At 57.9% G+C, this 21,000-nt stretch carries 17 protein-coding genes; 7 read left to right on the top strand and 10 right to left on the bottom strand.

What is annotated here, in order from left to right:
* Positions 1-27 precede the first annotated feature (27 nt).
* Positions 28-1,260, bottom strand: a complete 1,233-nt coding sequence (gene kdeA, locus HMPREF1024_RS16990) for a multidrug efflux MFS transporter KdeA (protein ID WP_004141972.1) — start codon at positions 1,258-1,260, stop codon at positions 28-30.
* Positions 1,261-1,587: 327 nt separating this feature from the next.
* On the opposite strand from kdeA, the gene ybjG reads away from it, so the two are divergent.
* Complete coding sequence (gene ybjG, locus HMPREF1024_RS16995) at positions 1,588-2,181, top strand: undecaprenyl-diphosphate phosphatase (protein WP_004183502.1); 594 nt, start codon at positions 1,588-1,590, stop codon at positions 2,179-2,181.
* Positions 2,182-2,282: 101 nt separating this feature from the next.
* Positions 2,283-3,041, top strand: a complete 759-nt coding sequence (gene deoR / locus HMPREF1024_RS17000; RefSeq protein WP_004151717.1) for a DNA-binding transcriptional repressor DeoR — start codon at positions 2,283-2,285, stop codon at positions 3,039-3,041.
* Between the two features lie 38 nt (positions 3,042-3,079).
* On the opposite strand, the gene dacC is transcribed toward deoR, so the two are convergent.
* Positions 3,080-4,282, bottom strand: a complete 1,203-nt coding sequence (gene dacC, locus HMPREF1024_RS17005; protein ID WP_004191175.1) for a serine-type D-Ala-D-Ala carboxypeptidase — start codon at positions 4,280-4,282, stop codon at positions 3,080-3,082.
* A 652-nt stretch (positions 4,283-4,934) separates the two neighbouring features.
* Positions 4,935-5,063 (bottom strand): hypothetical protein, encoded by a 129-nt coding sequence (locus tag HMPREF1024_RS31235; protein ID WP_020806119.1) that lies wholly within the window; start codon positions 5,061-5,063, stop codon positions 4,935-4,937.
* Positions 5,064-6,595: 1,532 nt separating this feature from the next.
* Here HMPREF1024_RS31235 and HMPREF1024_RS17010 point away from each other — a divergent pair.
* Positions 6,596-7,222, top strand: a complete 627-nt coding sequence (locus HMPREF1024_RS17010) for a glutathione S-transferase family protein (protein WP_004176727.1) — start codon at positions 6,596-6,598, stop codon at positions 7,220-7,222.
* A 2-nt stretch (positions 7,223-7,224) separates the two neighbouring features.
* On the opposite strand, the gene HMPREF1024_RS17015 is transcribed toward HMPREF1024_RS17010, so the two are convergent.
* Both HMPREF1024_RS17015 and bssR read right to left on the bottom strand, forming a co-directional pair.
* Positions 7,225-8,334, bottom strand: coding sequence for a PQQ-dependent sugar dehydrogenase (locus HMPREF1024_RS17015; RefSeq protein WP_009308236.1), 1,110 nt, complete (start codon positions 8,332-8,334; stop codon positions 7,225-7,227).
* Between the two features lie 115 nt (positions 8,335-8,449).
* Positions 8,450-8,833 (bottom strand): biofilm formation regulator BssR, encoded by a 384-nt coding sequence (gene bssR / locus HMPREF1024_RS17020; RefSeq protein ID WP_004151712.1) that lies wholly within the window; start codon positions 8,831-8,833, stop codon positions 8,450-8,452.
* 378 nt (positions 8,834-9,211) lie between these two features.
* On the opposite strand from bssR, the gene HMPREF1024_RS17025 reads away from it, so the two are divergent.
* Both HMPREF1024_RS17025 and rimO read left to right on the top strand, forming a co-directional pair.
* Positions 9,212-10,453 (top strand): oligosaccharide MFS transporter, encoded by a 1,242-nt coding sequence (locus HMPREF1024_RS17025; RefSeq protein ID WP_009308235.1) that lies wholly within the window; start codon positions 9,212-9,214, stop codon positions 10,451-10,453.
* A 232-nt stretch (positions 10,454-10,685) separates the two neighbouring features.
* Positions 10,686-12,011: a 30S ribosomal protein S12 methylthiotransferase RimO gene (rimO, locus tag HMPREF1024_RS17030; RefSeq protein ID WP_009308234.1), complete on the top strand. Its 1,326-nt coding sequence runs from the start codon at positions 10,686-10,688 to the stop codon at positions 12,009-12,011.
* A 403-nt stretch (positions 12,012-12,414) separates the two neighbouring features.
* Here rimO and gsiD read toward each other — a convergent pair whose 3' ends face one another.
* The 5 genes from gsiD to iaaA are packed head-to-tail and all read right to left on the bottom strand — an operon-like array spanning position 12,415 to position 18,687.
* The gene (gene gsiD / locus HMPREF1024_RS17035) at positions 12,415-13,326 is read right to left on the bottom strand and encodes a glutathione ABC transporter permease GsiD (protein ID WP_004147729.1); all 912 of its coding nucleotides are present in this window, start codon (positions 13,324-13,326) and stop codon (positions 12,415-12,417) included.
* Between the two features lies 1 nt (position 13,327).
* Positions 13,328-14,248, bottom strand: coding sequence for a glutathione ABC transporter permease GsiC (gene gsiC, locus HMPREF1024_RS17040; protein WP_002892997.1), 921 nt, complete (start codon positions 14,246-14,248; stop codon positions 13,328-13,330).
* A 46-nt stretch (positions 14,249-14,294) separates the two neighbouring features.
* A complete protein-coding gene (gene gsiB / locus HMPREF1024_RS17045) occupies positions 14,295-15,836 on the bottom strand; it encodes a glutathione ABC transporter substrate-binding protein GsiB (RefSeq protein WP_002892991.1) in 1,542 nt (513 codons plus the stop codon).
* Between the two features lie 32 nt (positions 15,837-15,868).
* Positions 15,869-17,728 carry a glutathione ABC transporter ATP-binding protein GsiA gene (gene gsiA, locus HMPREF1024_RS17050; protein ID WP_004151710.1) on the bottom strand — a complete coding sequence of 620 codons (1,860 nt, stop codon included), beginning with the start codon at positions 17,726-17,728 and terminating at the stop codon, positions 15,869-15,871.
* 17 nt (positions 17,729-17,745) lie between these two features.
* Positions 17,746-18,687: a beta-aspartyl-peptidase gene (iaaA, locus tag HMPREF1024_RS17055; protein ID WP_009308233.1), complete on the bottom strand. Its 942-nt coding sequence runs from the start codon at positions 18,685-18,687 to the stop codon at positions 17,746-17,748.
* 235 nt (positions 18,688-18,922) lie between these two features.
* On the opposite strand from iaaA, the gene moeA reads away from it, so the two are divergent.
* Both moeA and moeB read left to right on the top strand, forming a co-directional pair.
* Positions 18,923-20,158 carry a molybdopterin molybdotransferase MoeA gene (gene moeA / locus HMPREF1024_RS17060; RefSeq protein ID WP_009308232.1) on the top strand — a complete coding sequence of 412 codons (1,236 nt, stop codon included), beginning with the start codon at positions 18,923-18,925 and terminating at the stop codon, positions 20,156-20,158.
* On the top strand, positions 20,158-20,913 hold the full coding sequence (moeB, locus tag HMPREF1024_RS17065; protein WP_004141998.1) for a molybdopterin-synthase adenylyltransferase MoeB: 756 nt from the start codon (positions 20,158-20,160) through the stop codon (positions 20,911-20,913). Before moeA ends, moeB begins: the two co-directional genes overlap by 1 nt.
* Positions 20,914-21,000 lie beyond the last annotated feature (87 nt).

The raw sequence follows: 21,000 nt of genomic DNA, 5'->3' as shown, positions 1-21,000 counted from the left end.
ATGCGAGCGCATCCGGGTTGAAAACAACTACCCCTGCTGCGAATTGCCGACGCTTTTATCTTTCAGAAAGTAAATCATCAGCCCCAGCCATAGTACCCCACCCAGCAGGTTAAACAGGCTGAACAGCCCGTTGCCGCCCAGCTCGTAAGCATGTTTGCTGAGCTCGATGCCGACGGTGAAGATCAGCATCTGCAGCATTCCCATCGCCGCCGAGACCGTGCCTTTACTCATCTCGCTGGCGAACAGGGTTAAACGCACCAGGCCGGCGTTCGCGAGGCCAATCCCGAAGGCGTAGAAGCTCAGACCGGCCGTCATCCACAGATAAGCGTGGGAAGAGACCACGGTCGCCGCCGCAGAGAGGATCAGGCCAAACATGATCGGCCAACCGCCCATGATAATCAGCGAGCGCACGGTCCGGCGCGCAGTCAGGCGCGCCAGCACCAGGTTGCCGGCAATCAGCGCCCCGAAAATCGGCACCTGCAGCATGCCGTACTCATAGCTGGTGGCCTGTTCGCCGCTGATAATAATCACCGGCGACTGGGCAATCCACGCCAGCAGCGGCAGGCTGACAAAGCCGGTGGCCAGCGCGCCGGCGACGAAGCGCAGGTTCTTCAGCACCAGCCGATAGTCGCGGCCCAGCTCTTTCACCGACAGCTTTTCGCCCAGCCGCGTCGCGGTCTCCGGCATCGCCCGCTGCAGGCCGAAGAACGAGATGGCCGCCAGCACGGCGAACAGGACAAACATCATCTCCCACGGCAGGATATGCACCCAGGCGGCGCCCACCAGCGGCCCCAGCAGCGGGGCTATCAGCGCCACGTTAGCCATCAGGGCGGTGATTTTGATACACACCGCCTCCTCAAAGGACTCCTGTATCGCCGCATAGCCCACCGCGCCGATAAAGCACAGGCTGATCCCCTGCAGGAAGCGCAGCAGGGTAAACTGCTCAATGGTCTGCGCCAGCAGCGTCGCCAGGCAGGTGACGATGAACCATACTACGCCGGTCAACATCACCGGACGGCGGCCAATACGATCCGACAGCGGCCCCAGCAGCCACTGTAAAAACATGCCGCCTGCCAGATAGGCAGTCATTGAGGTAGGTACCCATTCGTTGCCCACCTGAAATTCCTGCACCACGGCTAACATGCCCGGCTGAATCATATCGTTGCCGATATAAGTGGAAAACTCGTACAGCACCAGACATAACGGGAACAACAGCGCCTGCCTTCCGAGGCGGCGGCCTGAAAGCGAATAATTTTGCATGAAATCTCTTATCTATCAAAAATCGCGCAAAGTGTAATGAAACTCCCGGCGCGGAGATAGTGAATTGTGGGTGACACCGCACAATATTACGAGCCGTGCGCCATCGTCCTGCCTCTCCCCTGTTATTCAGCCTGTGTATATATTCCGTTTATGTTTCAGCAATGTGACAAACGATATACTGACGTTTTTCAGGCTGTTAGCCGTAGACTTTATGGTAGTGGATTTCATAACAACCTGATCTTTAAGACAATGCCGCCTTTAACTCCGCACCGCTTTTATTTAGGGTAGGCGGCTTAATTGCTATCGGACCAACGAGCCTGGAAGTCTATGCTGGAAAAAATTAACTATGCGCTGTTCGCCCTGCTCAACGCGACGCCTGCCTCGCCGCAGTGGGCCATTGAGATGGCGATCTTCATCGCTAAAGATCTGATTCTGATCGTACCTCTGCTGGTGGTGACATTGTGGCTGTGGGGGCCTGCCCAGCGGCAGATGGTGTTTAAGCTGATGCTGGCGCTGACGATCAGCCTGACCGTGTCGTGGGCGATCGGCCACCTCTATCCGCACGATCGGCCGTTTGTCGCCGGCGTAGGCTATAACTTCCTGCACCACGCGGCGGACGACTCCTTCCCCAGCGACCATGGCACCGTCAGCTTTACCTTTGCCCTGGCCTTCCTGTTCTGGCATCGCCTGTGGTCCGGCGCCCTGCTGATGGCCATTGCCGCCGCCATCGCCTGGTCCCGTGTCTATCTCGGCGTGCACTGGCCGCTGGATATGGTCGGCGGGCTGCTGGCCGGGATGTGCGGCTGCCTTGGCGCGGCGCTGATCTGGCACACGTTCGGCCCGGCGCTATACCATCAGCTGCAGCGGCTGTATCGTCTCTGCTTCTCCTTGCCAATCCGCAAAGGCTGGGTGCGCGGCTAAACGCCGCCGTCGCTGCGGCCACCGCGTGACTAACCCGCAAGCGACAGGTAAAATCCCGCTAACGCCCTGCCCCCGCAGGGCGATTTTAGCGCAGAGGGAATATGGAAACTCGCCGTGACGAACGTATCAGTCAGCTCATTCAGGCACTTAAACGCAGCGATAAGCTGCATCTGAAAGAAGCCGCTTCCCTGCTTGGGGTGTCAGAAATGACCATTCGTCGCGACCTCAATGGCCACAGCGGCCCGGTTGTGCTGCTCGGCGGATACATTGTGCTGGAGCCGCGCAGCGCCACCCATTATCTGCTCAGCGATCAAAAAACCCGGCTGGTCGAGGAAAAACGCCGTGCCGCTCGCCATGCGGCCGCGCTGCTGGAGGCCCATCAGATGGCCTTCTTCGACTGCGGGACCACCACGCCGTGGATTATTGACGCCATTGACGATGCCCTGCCCTTCACCGGCGTCTGCTACTCCCTGAACACCTTTCTGGCCCTGCAGGAAAAACCCCAGTGCCGCGCGGTCCTGTGCGGTGGGGAATTTCACGCCAGCAACGCGATTTTTATGCCGCTGAGCCTTGAAGATACCCTCAGCCATCTAAGCCCCGACATCGCCTTTTACTCGGCGGCGGGCATTGACTGCGAGCAGGGGGCGACCTGCTATAACCTGGAGGAGCTGCCGGTCAAGCACTGGGCGATGCGTCACGCGCGCTACCATGTGCTGGTGGTCGACCACAGCAAGTTTGGCAAAGTGCGTCCGGCGCGCATGGGGGCGTTAGCGAAATTTGACGTGATCGCCAGCGATATCTGCCCGGATGATGAGCTGGTCGCGCTGGCGAAGGCGCAGCAGATTTCCCTACTGTATTGAAGCGTCGCTGCCCGCGCCCCGCAGGGCGCGGGCAGGCATCAGGAGAACCAGCTGCCGAACCAGCCGTGCAGTTTCATCAGCACGAAGTCGATCATCCGGCTGAAAAAGCCGCCCTCTTTTACCGACTCCATAACAATTAGCGGACGCTGTTCAATGGTTTTATCATTTAGCTTAAAGTCGATAGTCCCGACCACCTGCCCCTTCTCCAGCGGCGCGGTAAGCTGCGGCTGATTTAAGGTATAGCTGGCTTTCAGGTTTTTCAGCTGGCCCTTCGGCAAAGTGATAGAGCCCGCCTCGCCAGCCCCCAGTTTCGCTTCATTGCTATCGCCAAACCACACGCGCTGGGTAACGAAGGTGGCATCTGGTTTAATCGGCGTCACGGTTTCAAAGAAGCGGAAGCCCCAGGTCAGCAGTTTTTCTGACTCGTTAAAGCGAATGCGGTCGGTTTTGGTCCCCAGCACCACGGCAATCAAACGCATATCACCCTGAGTGGCCGAGGAGACGAGGTTATAGCCGGCCCCGGCGGTGGTCCCGGTTTTCACGCCATCGGCGTTGAGGTTACTGCTCCACAGCAGGCGGTTGCGGTTCGGCTGGCGAATTTTATTGAAAGTGAACTCTTTCTCTTTATGTACCGCGTACTCTTCCGGTACGTCGTGGATCATCGCTTTGGTCAGCAGCGCCATATCGCGGGCGGTGCTGAACTGCCCCGGCGCGTCAAGGCCGTGGACGGTCATAAAGGTGGTGTTGGTCAGCCCCATTTTTTTGGCGTAGCCGTTCATCAGGCTAACGAAAGCGTCCTGGCTGCCCGCTACGTAGTCAGCAATCGCAATGCTGGCGTCGTTACCGGACTGAATGATGACCCCTTTGTTCAGATCTTCTACGGAAACCTGCATGCCAGGCTTGAGGAACATCACCGATGAGCCGCGCAGCGCCGGGTTGCCGGTCGCCCAGGCATCGCGCCCAACGGTCACCATATCGGTCAGTTTGATTTTTCCCGCTTTTATTGCCTGCCCTACCACGTAGCTGGTCATGATCTTCGTCAGACTGGCCGGGTCGAGTTTTTCATCGGCATTGCCTTCGCTGAGCACCTTCCCGCTGGCATAGTCCATCAGGATCCAGGCGCGAGCGTCAATTGAAGGGGCGTCGGGGAGTTGTTCCGCAGCCTGCACCGCAGGTGCGACAAGAAATAACAGCGCGCAACCTGCCGCGAGGCCGCGAAGGGAAAAAGCGTCATGCATCATAAGAGCCACCCAAGTATCCTTTCCAAACAAAATATGCCGCGCCACTCTGACCGCGCCGCAGCAACCGGTGAGTAAAGCGTACAAATGACCTTAAAGAAACAGCGAGTTGGTAAAGTTTTTAAAGTTTACGCAATAACATGCCGCTGTGCTTTAATCAGAACAATTTTTTTGATCGTAATCGCCTTAATGTTAACTTTATTATGGCAAGAAAAAAATCGCCTTTCAAAACCAATTAGTCACCGAAATTTCAATGACATAGCTCACCTCTCTTCGGGGAAAATGCTACTAAAGAGACGTCGCAAGCGTGTCTTTCATTGTGGTTTGCCTGGTCATAGATTCACATTATGGCGGGGCCGTGTGGGGTAAGCGAAAGCCTGGCCAGTGATATCCAGTCGCGTCGCCCCTACCCCCTTCACCTGAGAACCGGGGATGGTTGTTACTGCTGATACCCTTCACAAAACTCAAAATGTCGGCCCGGTTGCATTCCATGAGGCCCAGTTCAACTTCCGAACTCACAATAACCACATCTGGCTTGCTGCTGTAGAAGTCTCAGACGCTTAAATATAAACCTGAAGGTTCTGTAGGCCCTATTTACGCCTGAAATGCAGTTGAGAACTCCCGGGCTATGCTTGAGACGGTCATTACGCCCGTCTCAGGAAATTAGCAACAACGCCCGCACTTTTCTCTCCATCGGGCCTGCCTGATCGCCATGTTCAGCAGGGCTTCGATTGCCATAGCATTCCGCCGATGGAGGCGCAATCTCCTTGATAAAGGATATCAATCAGCTATCCCCTCTATACGCCACCATCAGGAATTGAGGTCAGGAAGGGAGAGCCTCCCGCTAATGATATGAATTATTCGCCCACTGGATAAGCAGGCAGACGGCTTTCCTGTTTTAGTCGGCATATCGGTAAAAGATAGTTTATCGGGCTATTTTCCCTTTCCGTATTACACAAGTAAGAAAAATAGCACATCGATAAGGATGGATTCCTGGTCATTAAATACAGTATAGTTTCCCCTGCAATCTTTATGGAAGCGGGTAGCTCACCCGCAGTTATTCCATAAATTAAGATTCGCATATTGTGTTGAAAATGGCATATCCCTTTATGCGTGTAATTACACCCCAGCCTGTCGCTGGGCTTTTTTTTTTCAAGGCGACTCTGGATGGTGATAAATTTTACAAATACATTCATAACAGCGCATCCACAGCCGTGGCCTTTACAGAAGTATTGCTCTCAAAACCCCGGGCCGCTCTGATTCTGTTGCCCGTTATTAATCACGCCGGTTTGATGAAAAGGTTAACATCTCTTCCCGGGTAATCTCCTACCCTTCTCGTCCGATGCCATATCGAGCTCTACGACTCGCTCTTCCAGACTGCAGCTCGCCAGTGCTTCTTTTATCCCTATTTCGTTTTGCAGGGATGTTTTGATAGCACCGCGATAGTATGCTGGCCATCCTTATCAGTCATTCATTTTAACCGCCTTTTTCAAATCCTTCCGGGGAAAGTAAAGTCCTCTACCAGGCCCTGCTCGTTTAACGCTATAGATTCAAATACTGATTATTGCATTATATACCACTTACCCCCGCCGTGATTACCCAGGTAAGATAAATAGCACAAAAGTAAGGGTGGATTCCTGGTTATTTAATACAGTATATTTCCCATGTAGTCTGTATGGAAGTTGATGGTTACCTTTGGTTAACCCATACTTCGAGACTCGAATATTATCTTGAGAACAGCATGCAACCCTGAGTAAATTTACTCCCCAGTGCCAGTCACTGGGTTTTTTTTGCTATTTTTCAGAATATCTTCAGCCAGTTGGCGCCTCTCATGGTCTATTTTTTCTGGGTGGGATGAAAAAGATGTATATCCGATCGATAAAAACAACAGTTCATCCCTGTAAAAATATAATTCTTTCAGTAACTTTCTATTTATTAATATTAACCTGTGTTCCTCAGATGATTGCGATGCAATAATCAGCATCAAATTATACCCTCAGGCGACATTGAGATTTTAACCGAGACGGAGAGGGAGCGTTTTTATAGATGTGTGCATGATTTAAAGCTTTAATTATCAATAATATACACCACAATCACGCCCTTTCCTTCGTAGCGTAACACCCTATAGATATTACTCCTGTAAAATAGTAAAAACACTTTCCGGGCCCTGTGACCCAGGAGTGCCCCTGGCTGAAGGGAGTAAGCATAAAAACCTTTAATAACAGCCAAATAAAAAAGCTTGCCGGATTTTTAACTTTATCCCAACATGATCGCCGATCGCGCTGCAACGGCAGTGAAACAAACTCAGGAGCGAAAATGATTACACTGTGGGGACGTAATAACTCGACCAACGTGAAGAAAGTACGCTGGGTGCTGGAGGAGCTGGATCTGCCTTATCAGCAGATCCTCGCCGGGCTGGAGTTTGGTCTCAATCATGACCCGGAATATCTGGCGATGAACCCGAACGGGCTGGTGCCGCTGTTAAAGGACGATGCCACCGGGGTGGTATTGTGGGAATCAAATACGATTATTCGCTACCTGGCGGCCCAGTATGGCGTTGACCGTCTGTGGCTGGCCGCGCCGGCGCAGCGCGCGCAAGGGGAAAAGTGGATGGATTGGTCCAACGGCACCCTCTCACCCGCCCATCGCCCGGTATTAATGGGCCTGGTGAGAACGCCACCGGAGCAGCGCGACCCGGCGGCCATCGCCGCGGGGATCAGCGCCTGCGAAGCGCTGTTCGCCATGCTGGACGACGAACTGGCCAAAACGCCGTGGCTCTCCGGCGAGCAGTTCGGCCTTGGCGATATTGCCGTCGCTCCCTTCGTCTACAATCTGTTGTCGATCCTCGACAGCTGGCAACCGCGGCCCCATCTGCAGCGCTGGTATCAGCAGATTAGCCAACGTCCTGCCTGGCGCGAAGTAGTGCAGATCCCGGTGACCTGAGGCTAAGCCTCGGGACTCAACCGCAATAGCTCGCCGTTAGACTCGTCGGTTAAAACGTACAGATAGCCGTCGGGTCCCACGCGAACATCGCGGATGCGTTTTCCGCGCGCCTCCAGTAATCTCCCCTCCTCGCGGACCTGATTACCGTCCACCGCCAGGACAATCAGCGATGTCTCCTTCAGCGCGCCGATAAACAGCTTATGCTGCCACTGGGGAAAGGTCAGCGCCGAATAAAAGGCCATCCCGCTCACCCCGGGAGAGACCGGCCAGACATACAGGGGAGGTTCGGTCCCCGGAACCGTTTTGCCTTTTGCTTCCGGAATGGGCAGGCCGCTGTAGTTAATACCGTGCGTCGCCAGCGGCCAGCCGTAATTTTTCCCCGCCTGCGGAATATTAATTTCATCTCCGCCGCGCGGGCCATGCTCGTTCAGCCACAGCGCCTCGCTCCAGGGATTCATCGCCATGCCCTGCGGATTACGGATGCCGTAAGCCCAGATCTCCGGCCTGGCGTCAGCCCGGCCGACAAAAGGGTTATCCGGCGGTACACCTCCGGTCTCCGTCAGGCGGACCACTTTCCCCTGCAGCTTGCTGAGATCCTGGGCGGTGGCGCGCTGATTATTTTCGCCCAGCCCGATAAACAAATATCCTTTGCCGTCGAACACCAGCCTGCCGCCAAAATGATTGCCGACGGAGAGCTTCGGCTGCTGGCGAAAGACCACGGTAAAGTTCGTCAGCTGCGTGGCATCCTCGCTCAACCGCCCATAGCCCACCGCGGTGCCCGCCTTACCGCTGGCGTCGCTTTCCGCATAGCTCAGCCACACCCGCCGCGACTGGGCGAAATCCGGGGCCAGCGCCACGTCCAGTAGGCCACCCTGGCCGTTGGCCCATACCTGCGGCACGCCGGCTATCGGCGCCGACAGACCTTTACCCGGCTGCCAGCGCTTGAGCTCGCCGCCGCGCAGGGTGATCAGTATGCCCTGATCGTCAGGCAGAAAGGCCATGCCCCACGGCTGGGCCAGCCGGTTTTGCAATACCTCCACCCGCACCGCGGCCTGGCTCAGGGCTGGTAGCGCTAAGGCGCTCAATATCAACAGCAGTGGGATCGGACGCATGGCATTCTCCTTTCGTCAGCTCTGGGCTAAAGGGTAGCCAGCGGGGAAATTTGCGCGGGGATTTTTACATAACCTTTAACAGGGGAAGCGTTCACTTCCCCTGGGTTTCAACCGATCAGGCATGAGTGATTGGCGCCAATTTATTCAATTTATGAATATTTGAGGTCAATCCTGTCAGACAGCGTTCTAGCTTCTCTACGTTAACAGCGATGTATAGCGGACAATCATGATGCCCGCTCATCAGGCATAGTGCAGCGGCGGCGACCGATTCGCCGGCCAGGCGAAGGACATCCCTCTCCTCCGGTGAAATGGCATTCTGCAGGCGCGGCGCCTGCGCACGCATTTCACGGCAAAGCTCAAACAAGTTATCACGCAGATGGTCATTTTCGCTGACTGACATGTAGCCTTTGGCCTTTCGCAGTTGCAGATAGGCGTCAATATCGATATTGGCGTTAATAAGCTTCTGCAGAAGGTGGCGGTATAGTCTGTCAACGGTCATCACGGTTCCTCCTCTGTCGTCCTTTACCCTTTCCATAATACGGTTATTTTTTGTGCAAAATGATGCGCCAGGTCAATAATCCCCAGTTCTTTAACATCATTTACAATGTGGCAACTTTAACGCATTGTAGGGTGTATAACAAAAACAATGTTATACGATCACAATTAATTTCAATCTGAAATTAATAAACAGAAAATGGCAATAAGAGACAAAATTAGTGCAGCAATGATCACAATACCTCATATGACCTGTTGCACCATCGTCAATTAGGATGTCATAACAAATAATTAATGTAATACGTATAACATGCCAGGAAAACAGCGAACGCGGCCCGCGGATCGCTGAAATTCTCTCTGCCCATTTGCAAGGAACTGAAACATGACGTCCGGTAAAAGAAACTACCTTCTGTTGAGTCTTTTCGATTTCCTCTACCTGTTCGCCTGGTCGTCGACCATGGCTTTCTTCGTTATCTGGACCATCCAGCATCTTGGCATCAGCGCCACGAAGACCGGGCTGCTTTACTCGGTCAACGCCTTTATCGCCCTGCTGATGCAGCCTTTCTTCGGCTTTATCTCTGACAAGTTCGGCCTGAAAAAACGGCTTATCTGGCTGCTGGTCGCCCTGCTCCTGCCGGTGGGCCCCTTCTTTATCTACGTTTACGCGCCACTGCTGGTGCACAACTTTTGGTTTGGCGCCTTGCTGGGAGGGATCTATCTGGGGATCATCTTTAACTCCGGCTGCGGAGTAATCGACTCTTATATCGATAAGATTTCCAGGCGCTATCAGTTCGAATATGGTCGTGTGCGGATGTGGGGCTCGTTAGGCTGGGCAGCGGCGGCCTGGATTGTGGGTAAATATATCGACAGCAATCCTAATCTGGCCTTCTGGCTCGCCAGCCTCGCCATTGTCATCGCCGCCATCTGCTTTATGCTAACCAAAATTGAATTAACCGACGCCGATGTGGCGCGAAGCGAATCGCTGAAGGTCTCTCATGCCCTTGAGCTGGCGAAGAATGGTCAGTTCTGGATGCTGCTGCTCTTTACCCTGTTCGTCACGCAGATTTACGACACCTACGATCAGCAGTTTGCCCAGTACTTCTCGCTACAGTTCCCGACGCCGGAGGAAGGCAACCGCTGGTACGGGATCCTCGCGTCTATTCAGGTCTGCGGTGAAACCCTGTTCCTCTGCCTGATGCCATGGTTTGTTAACCGGACCGGCGCCAAATGGGCGCTGATCATCGCCGGGCTGATCATGTCGGTACGTATTGTCGGCTCAGCCGTGCCCCTCGGCCCGGTGTGGATTGGTGCGGTGAAAATGATGCATGCTCTGGAGAAGCCGTTGATTCTGGTATCGGTCTTTAAATTCATCGCCGCCAACTTCGACCACAAGCTCTCTTCGACGGTCTATTTGCTGGTGCTGTTCGTCGCCTCGATCGCCACCGCTATTTACTCTCCGCTGGCAGGCTATCTGTACGATACCATTGGCTTCGCCAACACCTATCTGATTCTCGGCAGCGTCGCCGGGCTCTTTACCCTGATCTCTATTTTCACGCTGCAGGATAAGCGCGAGCCGAAAAAAACCGGCGCCACGCCCTCCGCAGCCATTAACCCGGCGCAATAAGTCTCTGCCCGGCAGCCACGCCGGGCTTGAGCCGCCTGTGCGCACGGCTTGTCAGAAGCGTGTCCCGCCCCTCTGCTCCGGGGCGTGTGGGATCCGCTCTGGCGGTGGGGGGCGTAAAAGACAGGTCGGGGGCGCTTTTTCACCATTAACCGCGACGGAGCTATACTCTTTTTCGCAAAGATCTGTAGAATTCCTGCCCTGACCATTCCAATAATTGAACACTTTTTAAGCTATGAGCAATGTCACGCATCAGCCGAAAATCGGCTTCGTCTCCCTGGGCTGCCCGAAAAACCTCGTGGACTCAGAGCGTATCCTGACCGAACTGCGCACCGAAGGTTATGACGTCGTACCGACCTACGACAACGCCGATATGGTGATCGTTAACACCTGCGGCTTTATTGATAGCGCTGTGCAGGAATCGCTGGAAGCGATCGGCGAAGCGTTGAAAGAGAACGGCAAGGTAATCGTCACCGGCTGTCTCGGCGCGAAAGAGGATCAGATCCGCGAAGTGCATCCGAAGGTGCTGGAGATCACCGGTCCGCACAGCTATGAGCAGGTGCTGGAGCATGTCCACCATTATACGCCGAAGCCGAAGCACAACCCGTTCCTGAGCCTGGTGCCGGAACAGGGGGTTAAGCTGACGCCGCGCCACTACGCCTACTTAAAAATTTCTGAAGGCTGCAACCATCGCTGCACCTTCTGCATCATCCCGTCCATGCGTGGCGATCTGGTGAGCCGTCCGATTGGCGAAGTGCTGGCCGAAGCCAAACGCCTCGCTGACGCCGGCGTGAAAGAGCTGCTGGTGATTTCGCAGGACACCTCTGCCTACGGCGTCGACGTCAAGCACCGCACCGGCTTCCACAACGGTATGCCGGTGAAGACCAGCATGGTCAGTCTGTGCGAAGAGCTGGCGAAGCTCGGCATCTGGGTGCGCCTGCACTATGTCTATCCGTACCCGCACGTTGACGATGTGATCCCGCTGATGGCGGAAGGCAAGATTCTGCCGTACCTCGATATTCCGCTGCAGCACGCCAGCCCGCGTATTCTGAAGCTGATGAAGCGTCCAGGTTCTGCGGACCGTCAGCTGGCGCGCATTAAGCAGTGGCGTGAAATTTGCCCGGATCTGACCCTGCGCTCCACTTTTATTGTGGGCTTCCCGGGCGAAACGGAAGAAGATTTCCAGATACTGCTCGACTTCCTGAAAGAGGCGCGTCTCGACCGTGTCGGCTGCTTCAAGTACAGCCCGGTTGAAGGCGCTACCGCCAACGAGCTAGCGGACCAGGTGCCGGAAGAGGTGAAAGAAGAGCGCTGGAACCGCTTTATGCAGCTGCAGCAGCAGATCTCTGCCGAGCGTCTGCAGGAGAAAGTGGGGCGCGAAATCCTGGTGCTGGTAGATGAAGTTGATGAAGAAGGCGCCATTGGCCGCAGCATGGCCGACGCTCCGGAAATCGACGGCGCGGTGTACCTGAACGGCGAAACCCGCGTTAAGCCGGGCGACGTGGTGCGGGTGAAAGTCGAGCACGCCGACGAATACGACCTGTGGGGTACCCGGGTCTAGTCCAGCTTCCCGGATAGCGGCTTAGCGCATTCCACGGCCTACGGGGTCCTCCCGTAGGCTCACCCCCCAGGTCCGCGCAAGCGCAGCGCCACGGGCAAGCATTGATTACCTTCCAGGCAGCCCTGTTGCGCCGTTATTTTGCTGCGCCATAAGAGACATAACGCAGACGATTAACCGGGAGCGCAAACTACGCCGAAGCCACAGATAACATAAAGGACTTTCCAGCGATGCTTCGCCTCACCCTGGCCCTCTCCCGGGAGGAGAGGGAACCGTCCAGCGGTCGTTTCCGCCTCACACCGCTCCCTGCGCCATGAGAGACCTAACGCAGAAAATTATCCGGAAGCGCAATGTGCGCTTCAGCCGCAGATAACATAAAGGACTCCCGGCGGAGCTTTCCCTCACCCTACCCCTTTAACTTCGGATCCAGCGCATCGCGCAGGCCATCTCCCAGCAGATTAAACGCCAGCACGGTCACGAAAATCGCCACCGCCGGAAAGAGCGCCACGTGCGGAGACATCACCATATCCGCCCGCGCCTCGTTGAGCATCGCGCCCCACTCCGGGGTGGGCGGCTGCGCGCCGAGGCCGAGAAACGACAGACTGGCCGCCGAAATAATCGATACCCCAATGCGCATGGTGAAATAAACCACGATCGATGACACCGTCCCCGGCAGAATATGGTTGAACAGAATGGTGGCGTCGCTGGCGCCGATGCTGCGCGCCGATTCAATAAAGGTCTGCTGCTTCAGAACCAGCGTATTGCCGCGCACCAGACGAGCAAACGCCGGAATCGAGAAGATCGCCACGGCGATGATCACGTTGGCCATCCCGCTGCCCATGACGGCGACCACCGCGATCGCCAGCAGGATCCCCGGAAAGGCGAACAACACGTCGCAAAGTCGCATAATAAGCCGGTCCCACCAGCCCTCATAGTAGCCAGCCAGCAGCCCAAGCACCGTGCCGATGGCCGCGCCAATCAGCACCGCCAGTACCCCGGCGGCCAGCGAGATCTGCGCCCCGACCAGCACCCGGCTGAAAATATCCCGTCCCAGGGAGTCGACTCCAAACCAGTGCACCAGCGAAGGTCCCTCGTTCAGACGGTCGTAGTCGAAATAATTTTCCGCATCATACGGCGCTATCCATGGGGCAACGATGGCTACCGCAATCAGCAACAGCACGAAAATACCAGCGCCCATCGCCACCGGCTGGCGACGAAAGCGCCGCCAGAACTCATGCCAGGGGGTATGGATCTCGCCGGGTCTGATGCCCGGCATGGCGTTCAGCGCCGCCTGCCTTCTCCAGTTAAGCAATCGCACCTTACTTATACCTGATAGCCGGGTTTATGGCCGCGTACAGCACATCCACCACTAAATTGATAAGAATAAACTCCAGCGAAAAGAGCAGCACTTCCGCCTGAATCACCGGGTAATCGCGCATCTCCACCGAATCGACCAGCAAGCGCCCAAGCCCCGGCCAGTTAAACACCTTCTCCACAACGATCGACCCGCCGAGCAGAAAGCCGAACTGCAGCCCCATCATGGTCACCACCGGGATCATCGCATTGCGCAGACCATGCTTGAGCACCACCCGCGTTTCGCTCACCCCCTTCGCCCGGGCGGTGCGCATATAGTCTTCATGCAGCACATCGACGAATGACGCGCGGGTAAAGCGCGCCATGACCGCCGCCACCGCCGCGCCAAGGGTCAACGACGGCAAAATATAGTGCCGCCAGCTGTCGGCCCCCACCGTCGGCAGCCAGCCCAGCTCAACCGAAAACACCTGCATCAGCAGCATACCAAGGGCAAAAGCCGGAAACGAAATACCGCTCACCGCCAGCGCCATTCCCAGACGGTCGGGCCAGCGATTGCGCCACACCGCGGCCGCAATCCCCGCCGCCATCCCGAACAGTACCGCCCAGCTCATGCTGGCCAGCGTCAGCCACAGCGTGGGCATAAAGCGACTGGCAATCTCACTGGCAACGGGACGCCGCGAGGCCATGGAAATGCCAAAATCGCCGCGCAGCACGTTGGTGATATAGTGCCAGAACTGGACATGCAGCGGCTGGTCAAGCCCCAGCTGCTGGCGCACCATCGCCACCACCTGGGCATCGGCCTCAGGTCCGGCAATCAGCCGCGCCGGGTCACCGGGCAGCATATGGACGAACAGAAACACCAGCACCGCGACGATAAGCAGAGTAGGGATCAGGCCCAGCAGGCGCTTAATCACATAATTCAGCATCGCTCCCTCCCATTCCGGGAGAGAGGACGCATGAAGATGAACATGATCACGGCGTCAGGTCCGCCTGTTCGAAGCTAAAGCCGGTATCCGGCTGGATATAGAAACCGGTGAGGTTCTTGCTGTGGGCGGAGACCAGTTTCTCGACCACCAGCGGCACCCACGGCGACTCTTTCCAGATAATATCCTGCGCCTCTTTATAGAGTTTGGTTTTCTGTTGCGGATCGGTGGTTTTCAGCGCCTCGCTCAGCGCGTTATCCACCTGCGGGTTGCTGTAAAACGCGGTATTAAACAGCGTCGGCGGCCAGTTTTGCGAGGCGAACAGCGGCGACAGCGCCCAGTCGGCTTCACCGGTGGAGGCGGACCAGCCGGTATAGAACATCCGTACCCCGCTCTCTTTCTGCCCTTTACCTTCCACTTCCGCCGCCCGCTGACCAGCGTCCATCGCCGTCACCTGCGCCTTAATCCCCACCTGCGCCAGCTGCTGCTGGGTGAACTGCAGTACTTTCTGCGCGGTGCTGTGATTATGTGATGACCACAGCGTGGTGCTGAAACCGTTAGGGTAGCCCGCCTCTTTCAGCAGCTGGCGCGCTTTCGCCGGATCGTATGGCCAGGCGGTGTAGGTCTGGGCATAGGCGATCGACGGCGGCACCACTCCGGTCGCCGGGGTGGCGTAGCCGGCGAACGCTACCTTCACCAGCGCCTGACGGTTAATCGCATAGTTGATGGCTTCCCGTACCTTCGGATTATCGAACGGCTTCTGCGTCACGTTCATGCTGATGTAGCGCTGCATGATCGACGGGCTGGCCACCAGCTCCAGTTTGCTGTTTTTCGCCAGCAGCGGCGCCTGTTCGTAAGGGATCGGGAAGGCGAACTGCGCCTCGCCGGTCTGCAGCATCGCCGCCCGGGTATTGTTATCCACCACCGGACGCCAGGTGATAGAATCCAGCTTTGGCAGCCCCGGCTGCCAGTACCCATCGAACTTGCTGACCTTCACAAAATCCGTCTGGTTCCAGGTGTCGAGCTTATACGGCCCGGTGCCCACCGGGTGGAAGCCGATATCCTTACCATATTTTTTCAGCGCCGCCGGCGAAATCATCGCTGTCGCCGGATGGGCGAGAATGTTAATAAACGCCGAGAAGGGCTGCTTCAGGGTAATTTTGACCGTGGTCGGATCGACCGCCTCGGTACTGGCGATATTTTTATACAGGTTATAGCGCTTGAGATGGTTATCCGGGTTACTCGCGCGATCGAGGTTAGCCTTTACCGCCTCGGCGTTAAAGTCAGTGCCATCCTGGAATTTCACCCCGCTGTGCAGCTTAATGGTGTACACCAGGCCGTCCGGTGACACGGTATAGCTCTCAGCAAGAACGTTTTGCAGCTTCATCTCTTTATCAAGGCCGAACAGGCCTTGATAAAAGGACTTCGCCACCGCCTGCGACAGGGTATCGTTGGCATCATAGGGGTCCAGGGTCGTGAAGTTAGACCCGACCGCCACCACCACATCTTTGGCGGCAAAGGCGGGAGCGCTCGCCAGGGCTGCCGCGATACTCAGCGCCAGCCACCATTTGCGTGAAACAGGTTGTGTCATCGTGTTCTCCTGAAAAGATGCGTTATGTGTTGTTATGTTCTGCCCAGCACATCGGCGGATTCGCGGGCGACGAAGTGGCCCGGCCCGACCTGCTGCAACGGCACGCTGGCGATCTCCTCGCCCCGCTTATAAATATTGCCCGGGACGTCATCAGACAGCAGGACCCGCTGCGGATGACGGTGGCCCGGGTCGGCCACCGGTACGGCGGCCATGAGCTTACGGGTATAGGGGTGCTGCGGGTTTTCAAACACCGCGCGGCGCGGGCCTATTTCGACAATGCGACCGCGATACATCACCGCCACGCGGTGGCTGATGCGCTCCACCACCGCCATATCATGGGAAATAAACAGAAACGCGATGCCCATCTCGCGCTGCAGGTCGAGCATCAGATTGATAATCTGCGCCCGAATGGAGACATCCAGGGCCGACACCGACTCGTCGGCTATCACCACCTTCGGATTCAGCGCCAGCGCGCGGGCAATGCAGATCCGCTGCCGCTGGCCGCCGGAAAAGGCATGGGGATAGCGCCAGGCATGCTCCGGCTGCAACCCCACGCGCTTCAGCAGCCAGGCGACCCGCTCACGCGCTGCTTCCCCACGCAGCAGGCCATGCACCCGCAGCGGCTCCATAATCGAATCGCCGACCGTCTGACGCGGATCAAGCGAGGCGTAAGGATCCTGAAAAATAAACTGAATATTGCGCCGCAGAGCCTGCAGCTTGCCGCCGGCGAGGGTATCGATCCGCTGACCGTCGAAGGTAATGGTGCCTCCCTGGGTCTCTACCAGCCTCAGCAGCGCCCGGCCGGTGGTCGACTTGCCGCAGCCGGACTCGCCCACCAGCGACAGGGTCTCTCCCGGCCAGAGATCAAAACTGACCTTCTCCACCGCATGCACTTCGCGCGTCACGCGATTGAGCAGCCCGCCGCGCACCGGAAAACGGGCCACCAGGTCACGCACCTGCAGGATCGGCTCGCCGGCGACTACCGTATCGGGCGTTTCGCTCTCCGCCAGCGGCTGGCCCGGCAGCGGAAAACGGCGCGGCAGATCCTGGCCACGCATCTCCCCCAGCCGCGGGACCGCCGCCAGCAGCGACTGCGTATACGGGTGCTGCGGCGAACGAAAGATCTCCTCAACGCTGCCGGTCTCTACCGCCTCACCGCGATACATCACCAGCACCCGATCGGCGATATCGGCCACGACGCCCATATCGTGGGTGATAAAGATCACCCCCATCGCCATCTCCTTTTGCAGGACGGCAATGAGTTGCAGAATTTGCGCCTGGATGGTGACATCCAGCGCCGTGGTTGGCTCATCGGCTATCAACACCGCCGGCCGACAGGAGAGCGCCATGGCGATCATCACCCTCTGGCGCATGCCGCCGGAGAGCTGGTGCGGATAGCGCGAGAGCATCTCTTCCGCCTGGGGAATACGCACCTGATCGAGCATCTTTTTCGCCGCGCGCAGCGCCTCTTCGCGCCCCAGCCCCTGGTGCAGGCGCAGGGATTCGGCAATCTGCTCGCCGATGGTAAAAACCGGATTCAGCGAGGTCATCGGCTCCTGAAAAATCATGGCCAGATCCGCGCCGCGCACCCGGCGCATCTCAGCGTCCGTTTGCTCATTGAGCGCGATCACCTGCCGGTTACGCCGCCGCAACCACAGCCCCTCGCTGTTCACCTCGCTGCTGGCCGCGTCTAGCAGACGCATCAGCGCCAGCGCGGTCACCGATTTTCCCGAACCGGACTCACCCACTATCGCCAGCGTCTCGCCGCGGCGCAGGCTGAAGGAAAGCTGACGCACGGCCTGCACCTCCGGCGCATCCTGCTGGCGGAACGCCACGTTCAGGTTGCGCACCACCAGCACTTCGCAGGTATCGGTTTCGTGAGTTTGCGACACTCGCCCTCTCCCTTGTTCTATTCGCGATAAATGCCAATGGTCGGCGTATCGCCGGCATAGCACCAGGCGCGGTACATGCCTTCACTGTTAAACGGTAAAACGACGTTGCCTTCGCGATCGACGGCTATCAGCCCGCCGCTGCCGCCGAGAGCCGGCAGTTTCTCCATCACCACCCGCTCGCAGGCGGAATAGAGACTGAGCTGCCCATACTCCATCAGGGCGGCGATATCGTAGGCCGCCAGGGTGCGCATAAAGACTTCGCCGGTGCCGGTACAGGAGACCGCCACGCTGGCATTATTGGCATAACACCCCGCGCCCGGCAGCGGGCTGTCGCCGACGCGTCCGGGCAGTTTGTTGGTCATGCCGCCGGTGGAGGTCGCCGCCGCCAGATTGCCGGCCAGATCGAGCGCCACCGCGCCGACGGTGCCCATTTTCTGGCGTTCGTCGAGGGGAGCGGCGTGGTGGTCGAGGATAATCTCCCCGCCCGCTTTCGCCTCCTGCAGCTGCAGCAGCCTTTCAGGAGTGGAAAACAGATCGTTATCCACGCGCGCCATCCCGTGGGAGATGGCAAAATTTTCCGCCCCCTCGCCGATCAGTAATACGTGCGGACTCTTCTCCAGCACCAGACGCGCCGCCAGCACCGGATTACGCAAATGTTTGACCCCGGCTACCGCGCCCGCCTGCAGGCTGTAGCCGTCCATTACGCAGGCGTCCAGCTCGTGGGTTTGATCGCGGGTAAATACCGCGCCCATTCCGGCGTTGAACAACGGACACTCCTCCAGCAGCCGAACGGCCTCGGTCACGGCATCCAGCGCGCTGGCGCCCGCGGCCAACATTTTCTGCCCGCTTTCGACGATAGACGACAGCGCCGCCACATACTCTCGCTCCCGCTCCGGCGTCATTTGCGCGCGAGAAATCGCCCCTGCGCCGCCGTGAATTGCTATAACCGCCTTGCCCATTTCGCCAGTCCTTAACGATGAAGTGGATCGCCCCTGCCCTGTCGTACCGCGGCGCGGCGCCGGTCACGTCATGAATAAGGGTATTGATATCATTATATTGCTGAATGTCTTATACAATTTTTGAATATAGAAAGAGCGGCGGGCGATGTAAAGCCTCGTACCCAGGTGGCATACAGCCCGCGCCGCTTTTCTGCCATAATAGGCGTTTTCGCTGTTTTGCCCGCAGGAGTGACCCATGGATTTTACCGCCGGACTGATGCCGCTCGACACAGCCCTCGCCCAGATGCTCGATCGTATTACGCCGCTGAACGCGACGGAAACTGTACCGCTGTTGCAGGCCTTCTCGCGTGTGACCGCCCATGACATCGTCTCCCCGCTGGATGTGCCCGGCTTTGATAACGCGGCGATGGATGGCTATGCCGTCCGGCTGAACGACCTTCGCGACGGCGCGGCGCTGCCGGTCGCCGGTAAGGCCTTCGCCGGCCAGCCGTTCAACGACGCCTGGCCGGCGGGCACCTGTATCCGCATCATGACCGGCGCGCCGGTGCCGGAAGGCTGCGATGCGGTGGTGATGCAGGAAGAGACTGAACAGACCGAGGCCGGCGTGCGCTTTATCGCGCCGGTAAAAGCCGGGCAGCATATTCGCCGCCGCGGAGAAGATATTGCCCACGGCGCGGTGGTCTTCCCGGCGGGATCACCCCTGACGGTGGCCGAGCTGCCGGTGCTGGCCTCGCTCGGCATTGCCGAGGTCGAGGTGGTGCGCAAGGTACGCGTCGCGGTCTTCTCAACCGGCGATGAGCTGCAGCTGCCGGGTCAACCGCTCGGCGACGGCCAAATTTACGATACCAACCGCCTGGCAGTGCACCTGATGCTGCAGCAGTTGGGCTACGAGGTCATTAACCTCGGCATTATTCCTGACGACCCGGCGAAGCTGCGCGACGCCTTTATCGCCGCCGACCAGCAGGCCGATGTGGTCATTAGCTCAGGCGGCGTCTCGGTGGGTGAAGCCGATTACACCAAAACTATCCTCGAAGAGCTGGGGGAGATCGGCTTCTGGAAGCTGGCGATTAAGCCGGGGAAACCCTTCGCCTTCGGCAAGCTCAGCAGCAGCTGGTTCTGCGGCCTGCCGGGTAACCCGGTGTCCGCCACCGTCACCTTCTGTCAGCTGGTGCAACCCCTGCTGGCGAAACTCTCGGGCAAGCACGGCCCGCTTCAGGCGCCCCGCCTGCGGGTCCGCGCCGCCACGCGCCTGAAAAAGTCGCCTGGCCGCCTCGATTTTCAGCGCGGTATTCTGCAGCGTAACCCGGACGGCGAACTGGTGGTGAACACCACCGGCCATCAGGGCTCGCACATTTTCAGCTCCTTCAGCCTCGGCAACTGCTTTATCGTGCTGGAGCGTGAGCGCGGCCATGTTGAAGCAGGCGAATGGGTCGAGGTCGAACCCTTCAGTCACCTGTTTGGGGGGCTGTAATGACCGTTGAGCTGAGCGATGAAGAGATGCTGCGCTATAACCGGCAGATCGTCTTGCGCGGTTTTGATTTTGACGGCCAGGAGCGGTTAAAAGCCGCTCGCGTGCTGGTGGTCGGCCTCGGCGGGCTCGGCTGCGCCGCCGCGCAGTATCTGGCCGCCGCCGGGGTCGGGCAGCTCACCCTGCTCGATTTCGACACTGTCTCGCTCTCCAACCTGCAGCGCCAGACGCTGCACAGCGACGCCACCCTCGGCCAGCCGAAGGTGGATTCCGCCCGCGAGGCGCTGGCGCGCATTAACCCGCACGTCCGTCTGGTCCCGCTCAATGCCTTGCTGGATGAGACCGCGCTGGCGGCGCAGATTGCCGATCACGATCTGGTACTCGACTGCACCGACAACGTCGCCATTCGCAACCAGCTTAACGTCGGCTGCTTTCAGCACAAAACCCCACTGGTCTCCGGAGCGGCGATCCGTATGGAGGGGCAAATCAGCGTCTTTACCTATCAGGATGGCGAACCCTGCTACCGCTGCCTGAGCCGTCTGTTCGGCGAAAATGCCCTCACCTGCGTCGAAGCCGGGGTAATGGCCCCGCTGGTGGGCACCATCGGTTCGCTGCAGGCGATGGAGGCGATTAAGCTGCTGAGCGGCTACGGCACCCCTGCCAGCGGAAAAATCGTCATCTACGATGCCATGACCTGCCAGTTTCGCGAAATGAGGCTGATGCGTCACCCGCAGTGCGAGGTATGCGGCTCGCACTGACCCTCACACCGGCGACGAGAGTCGCCGGTGGTTTTGTGACCGCTCTCGTTATTTTCTCCTCTCTGACTTATCCCCATCCCGCTTGTT

Source organism: Klebsiella sp. 4_1_44FAA (assembly GCF_000238715.1).
Lineage (GTDB): Bacteria > Pseudomonadota > Gammaproteobacteria > Enterobacterales > Enterobacteriaceae > Klebsiella > Klebsiella pneumoniae.
The sequence above is the reverse complement of the archived record's forward strand: the minus strand, read 5'-3'. Positions and strand labels throughout refer to the sequence as shown.

Excerpts from the sequence above, each read along its gene's own strand:
- kdeA (WP_004141972.1), bottom strand. The coding sequence starts at position 1,260 with ATGCAAAATTATTCGCTTTCAGGCCGCCGCCTCGGAAGGCAGGCGCTG.
- ybjG (WP_004183502.1), top strand. The coding sequence starts at position 1,588 with ATGCTGGAAAAAATTAACTATGCGCTGTTCGCCCTGCTCAACGCGACG.
- deoR (WP_004151717.1), top strand. The coding sequence starts at position 2,283 with ATGGAAACTCGCCGTGACGAACGTATCAGTCAGCTCATTCAGGCACTT.
- dacC (WP_004191175.1), bottom strand. The coding sequence starts at position 4,282 with ATGATGCATGACGCTTTTTCCCTTCGCGGCCTCGCGGCAGGTTGCGCG.
- HMPREF1024_RS17010 (WP_004176727.1), top strand. The coding sequence starts at position 6,596 with ATGATTACACTGTGGGGACGTAATAACTCGACCAACGTGAAGAAAGTA.
- HMPREF1024_RS17015 (WP_009308236.1), bottom strand. The coding sequence starts at position 8,334 with ATGCGTCCGATCCCACTGCTGTTGATATTGAGCGCCTTAGCGCTACCA.
- bssR (WP_004151712.1), bottom strand. The coding sequence starts at position 8,833 with ATGACCGTTGACAGACTATACCGCCACCTTCTGCAGAAGCTTATTAAC.
- HMPREF1024_RS17025 (WP_009308235.1), top strand. The coding sequence starts at position 9,212 with ATGACGTCCGGTAAAAGAAACTACCTTCTGTTGAGTCTTTTCGATTTC.
- rimO (WP_009308234.1), top strand. The coding sequence starts at position 10,686 with ATGAGCAATGTCACGCATCAGCCGAAAATCGGCTTCGTCTCCCTGGGC.
- gsiC (WP_002892997.1), bottom strand. The coding sequence starts at position 14,248 with ATGCTGAATTATGTGATTAAGCGCCTGCTGGGCCTGATCCCTACTCTG.
- gsiB (WP_002892991.1), bottom strand. The coding sequence starts at position 15,836 with ATGACACAACCTGTTTCACGCAAATGGTGGCTGGCGCTGAGTATCGCG.
- iaaA (WP_009308233.1), bottom strand. The coding sequence starts at position 18,687 with ATGGGCAAGGCGGTTATAGCAATTCACGGCGGCGCAGGGGCGATTTCT.
- moeA (WP_009308232.1), top strand. The coding sequence starts at position 18,923 with ATGGATTTTACCGCCGGACTGATGCCGCTCGACACAGCCCTCGCCCAG.
- moeB (WP_004141998.1), top strand. The coding sequence starts at position 20,158 with ATGACCGTTGAGCTGAGCGATGAAGAGATGCTGCGCTATAACCGGCAG.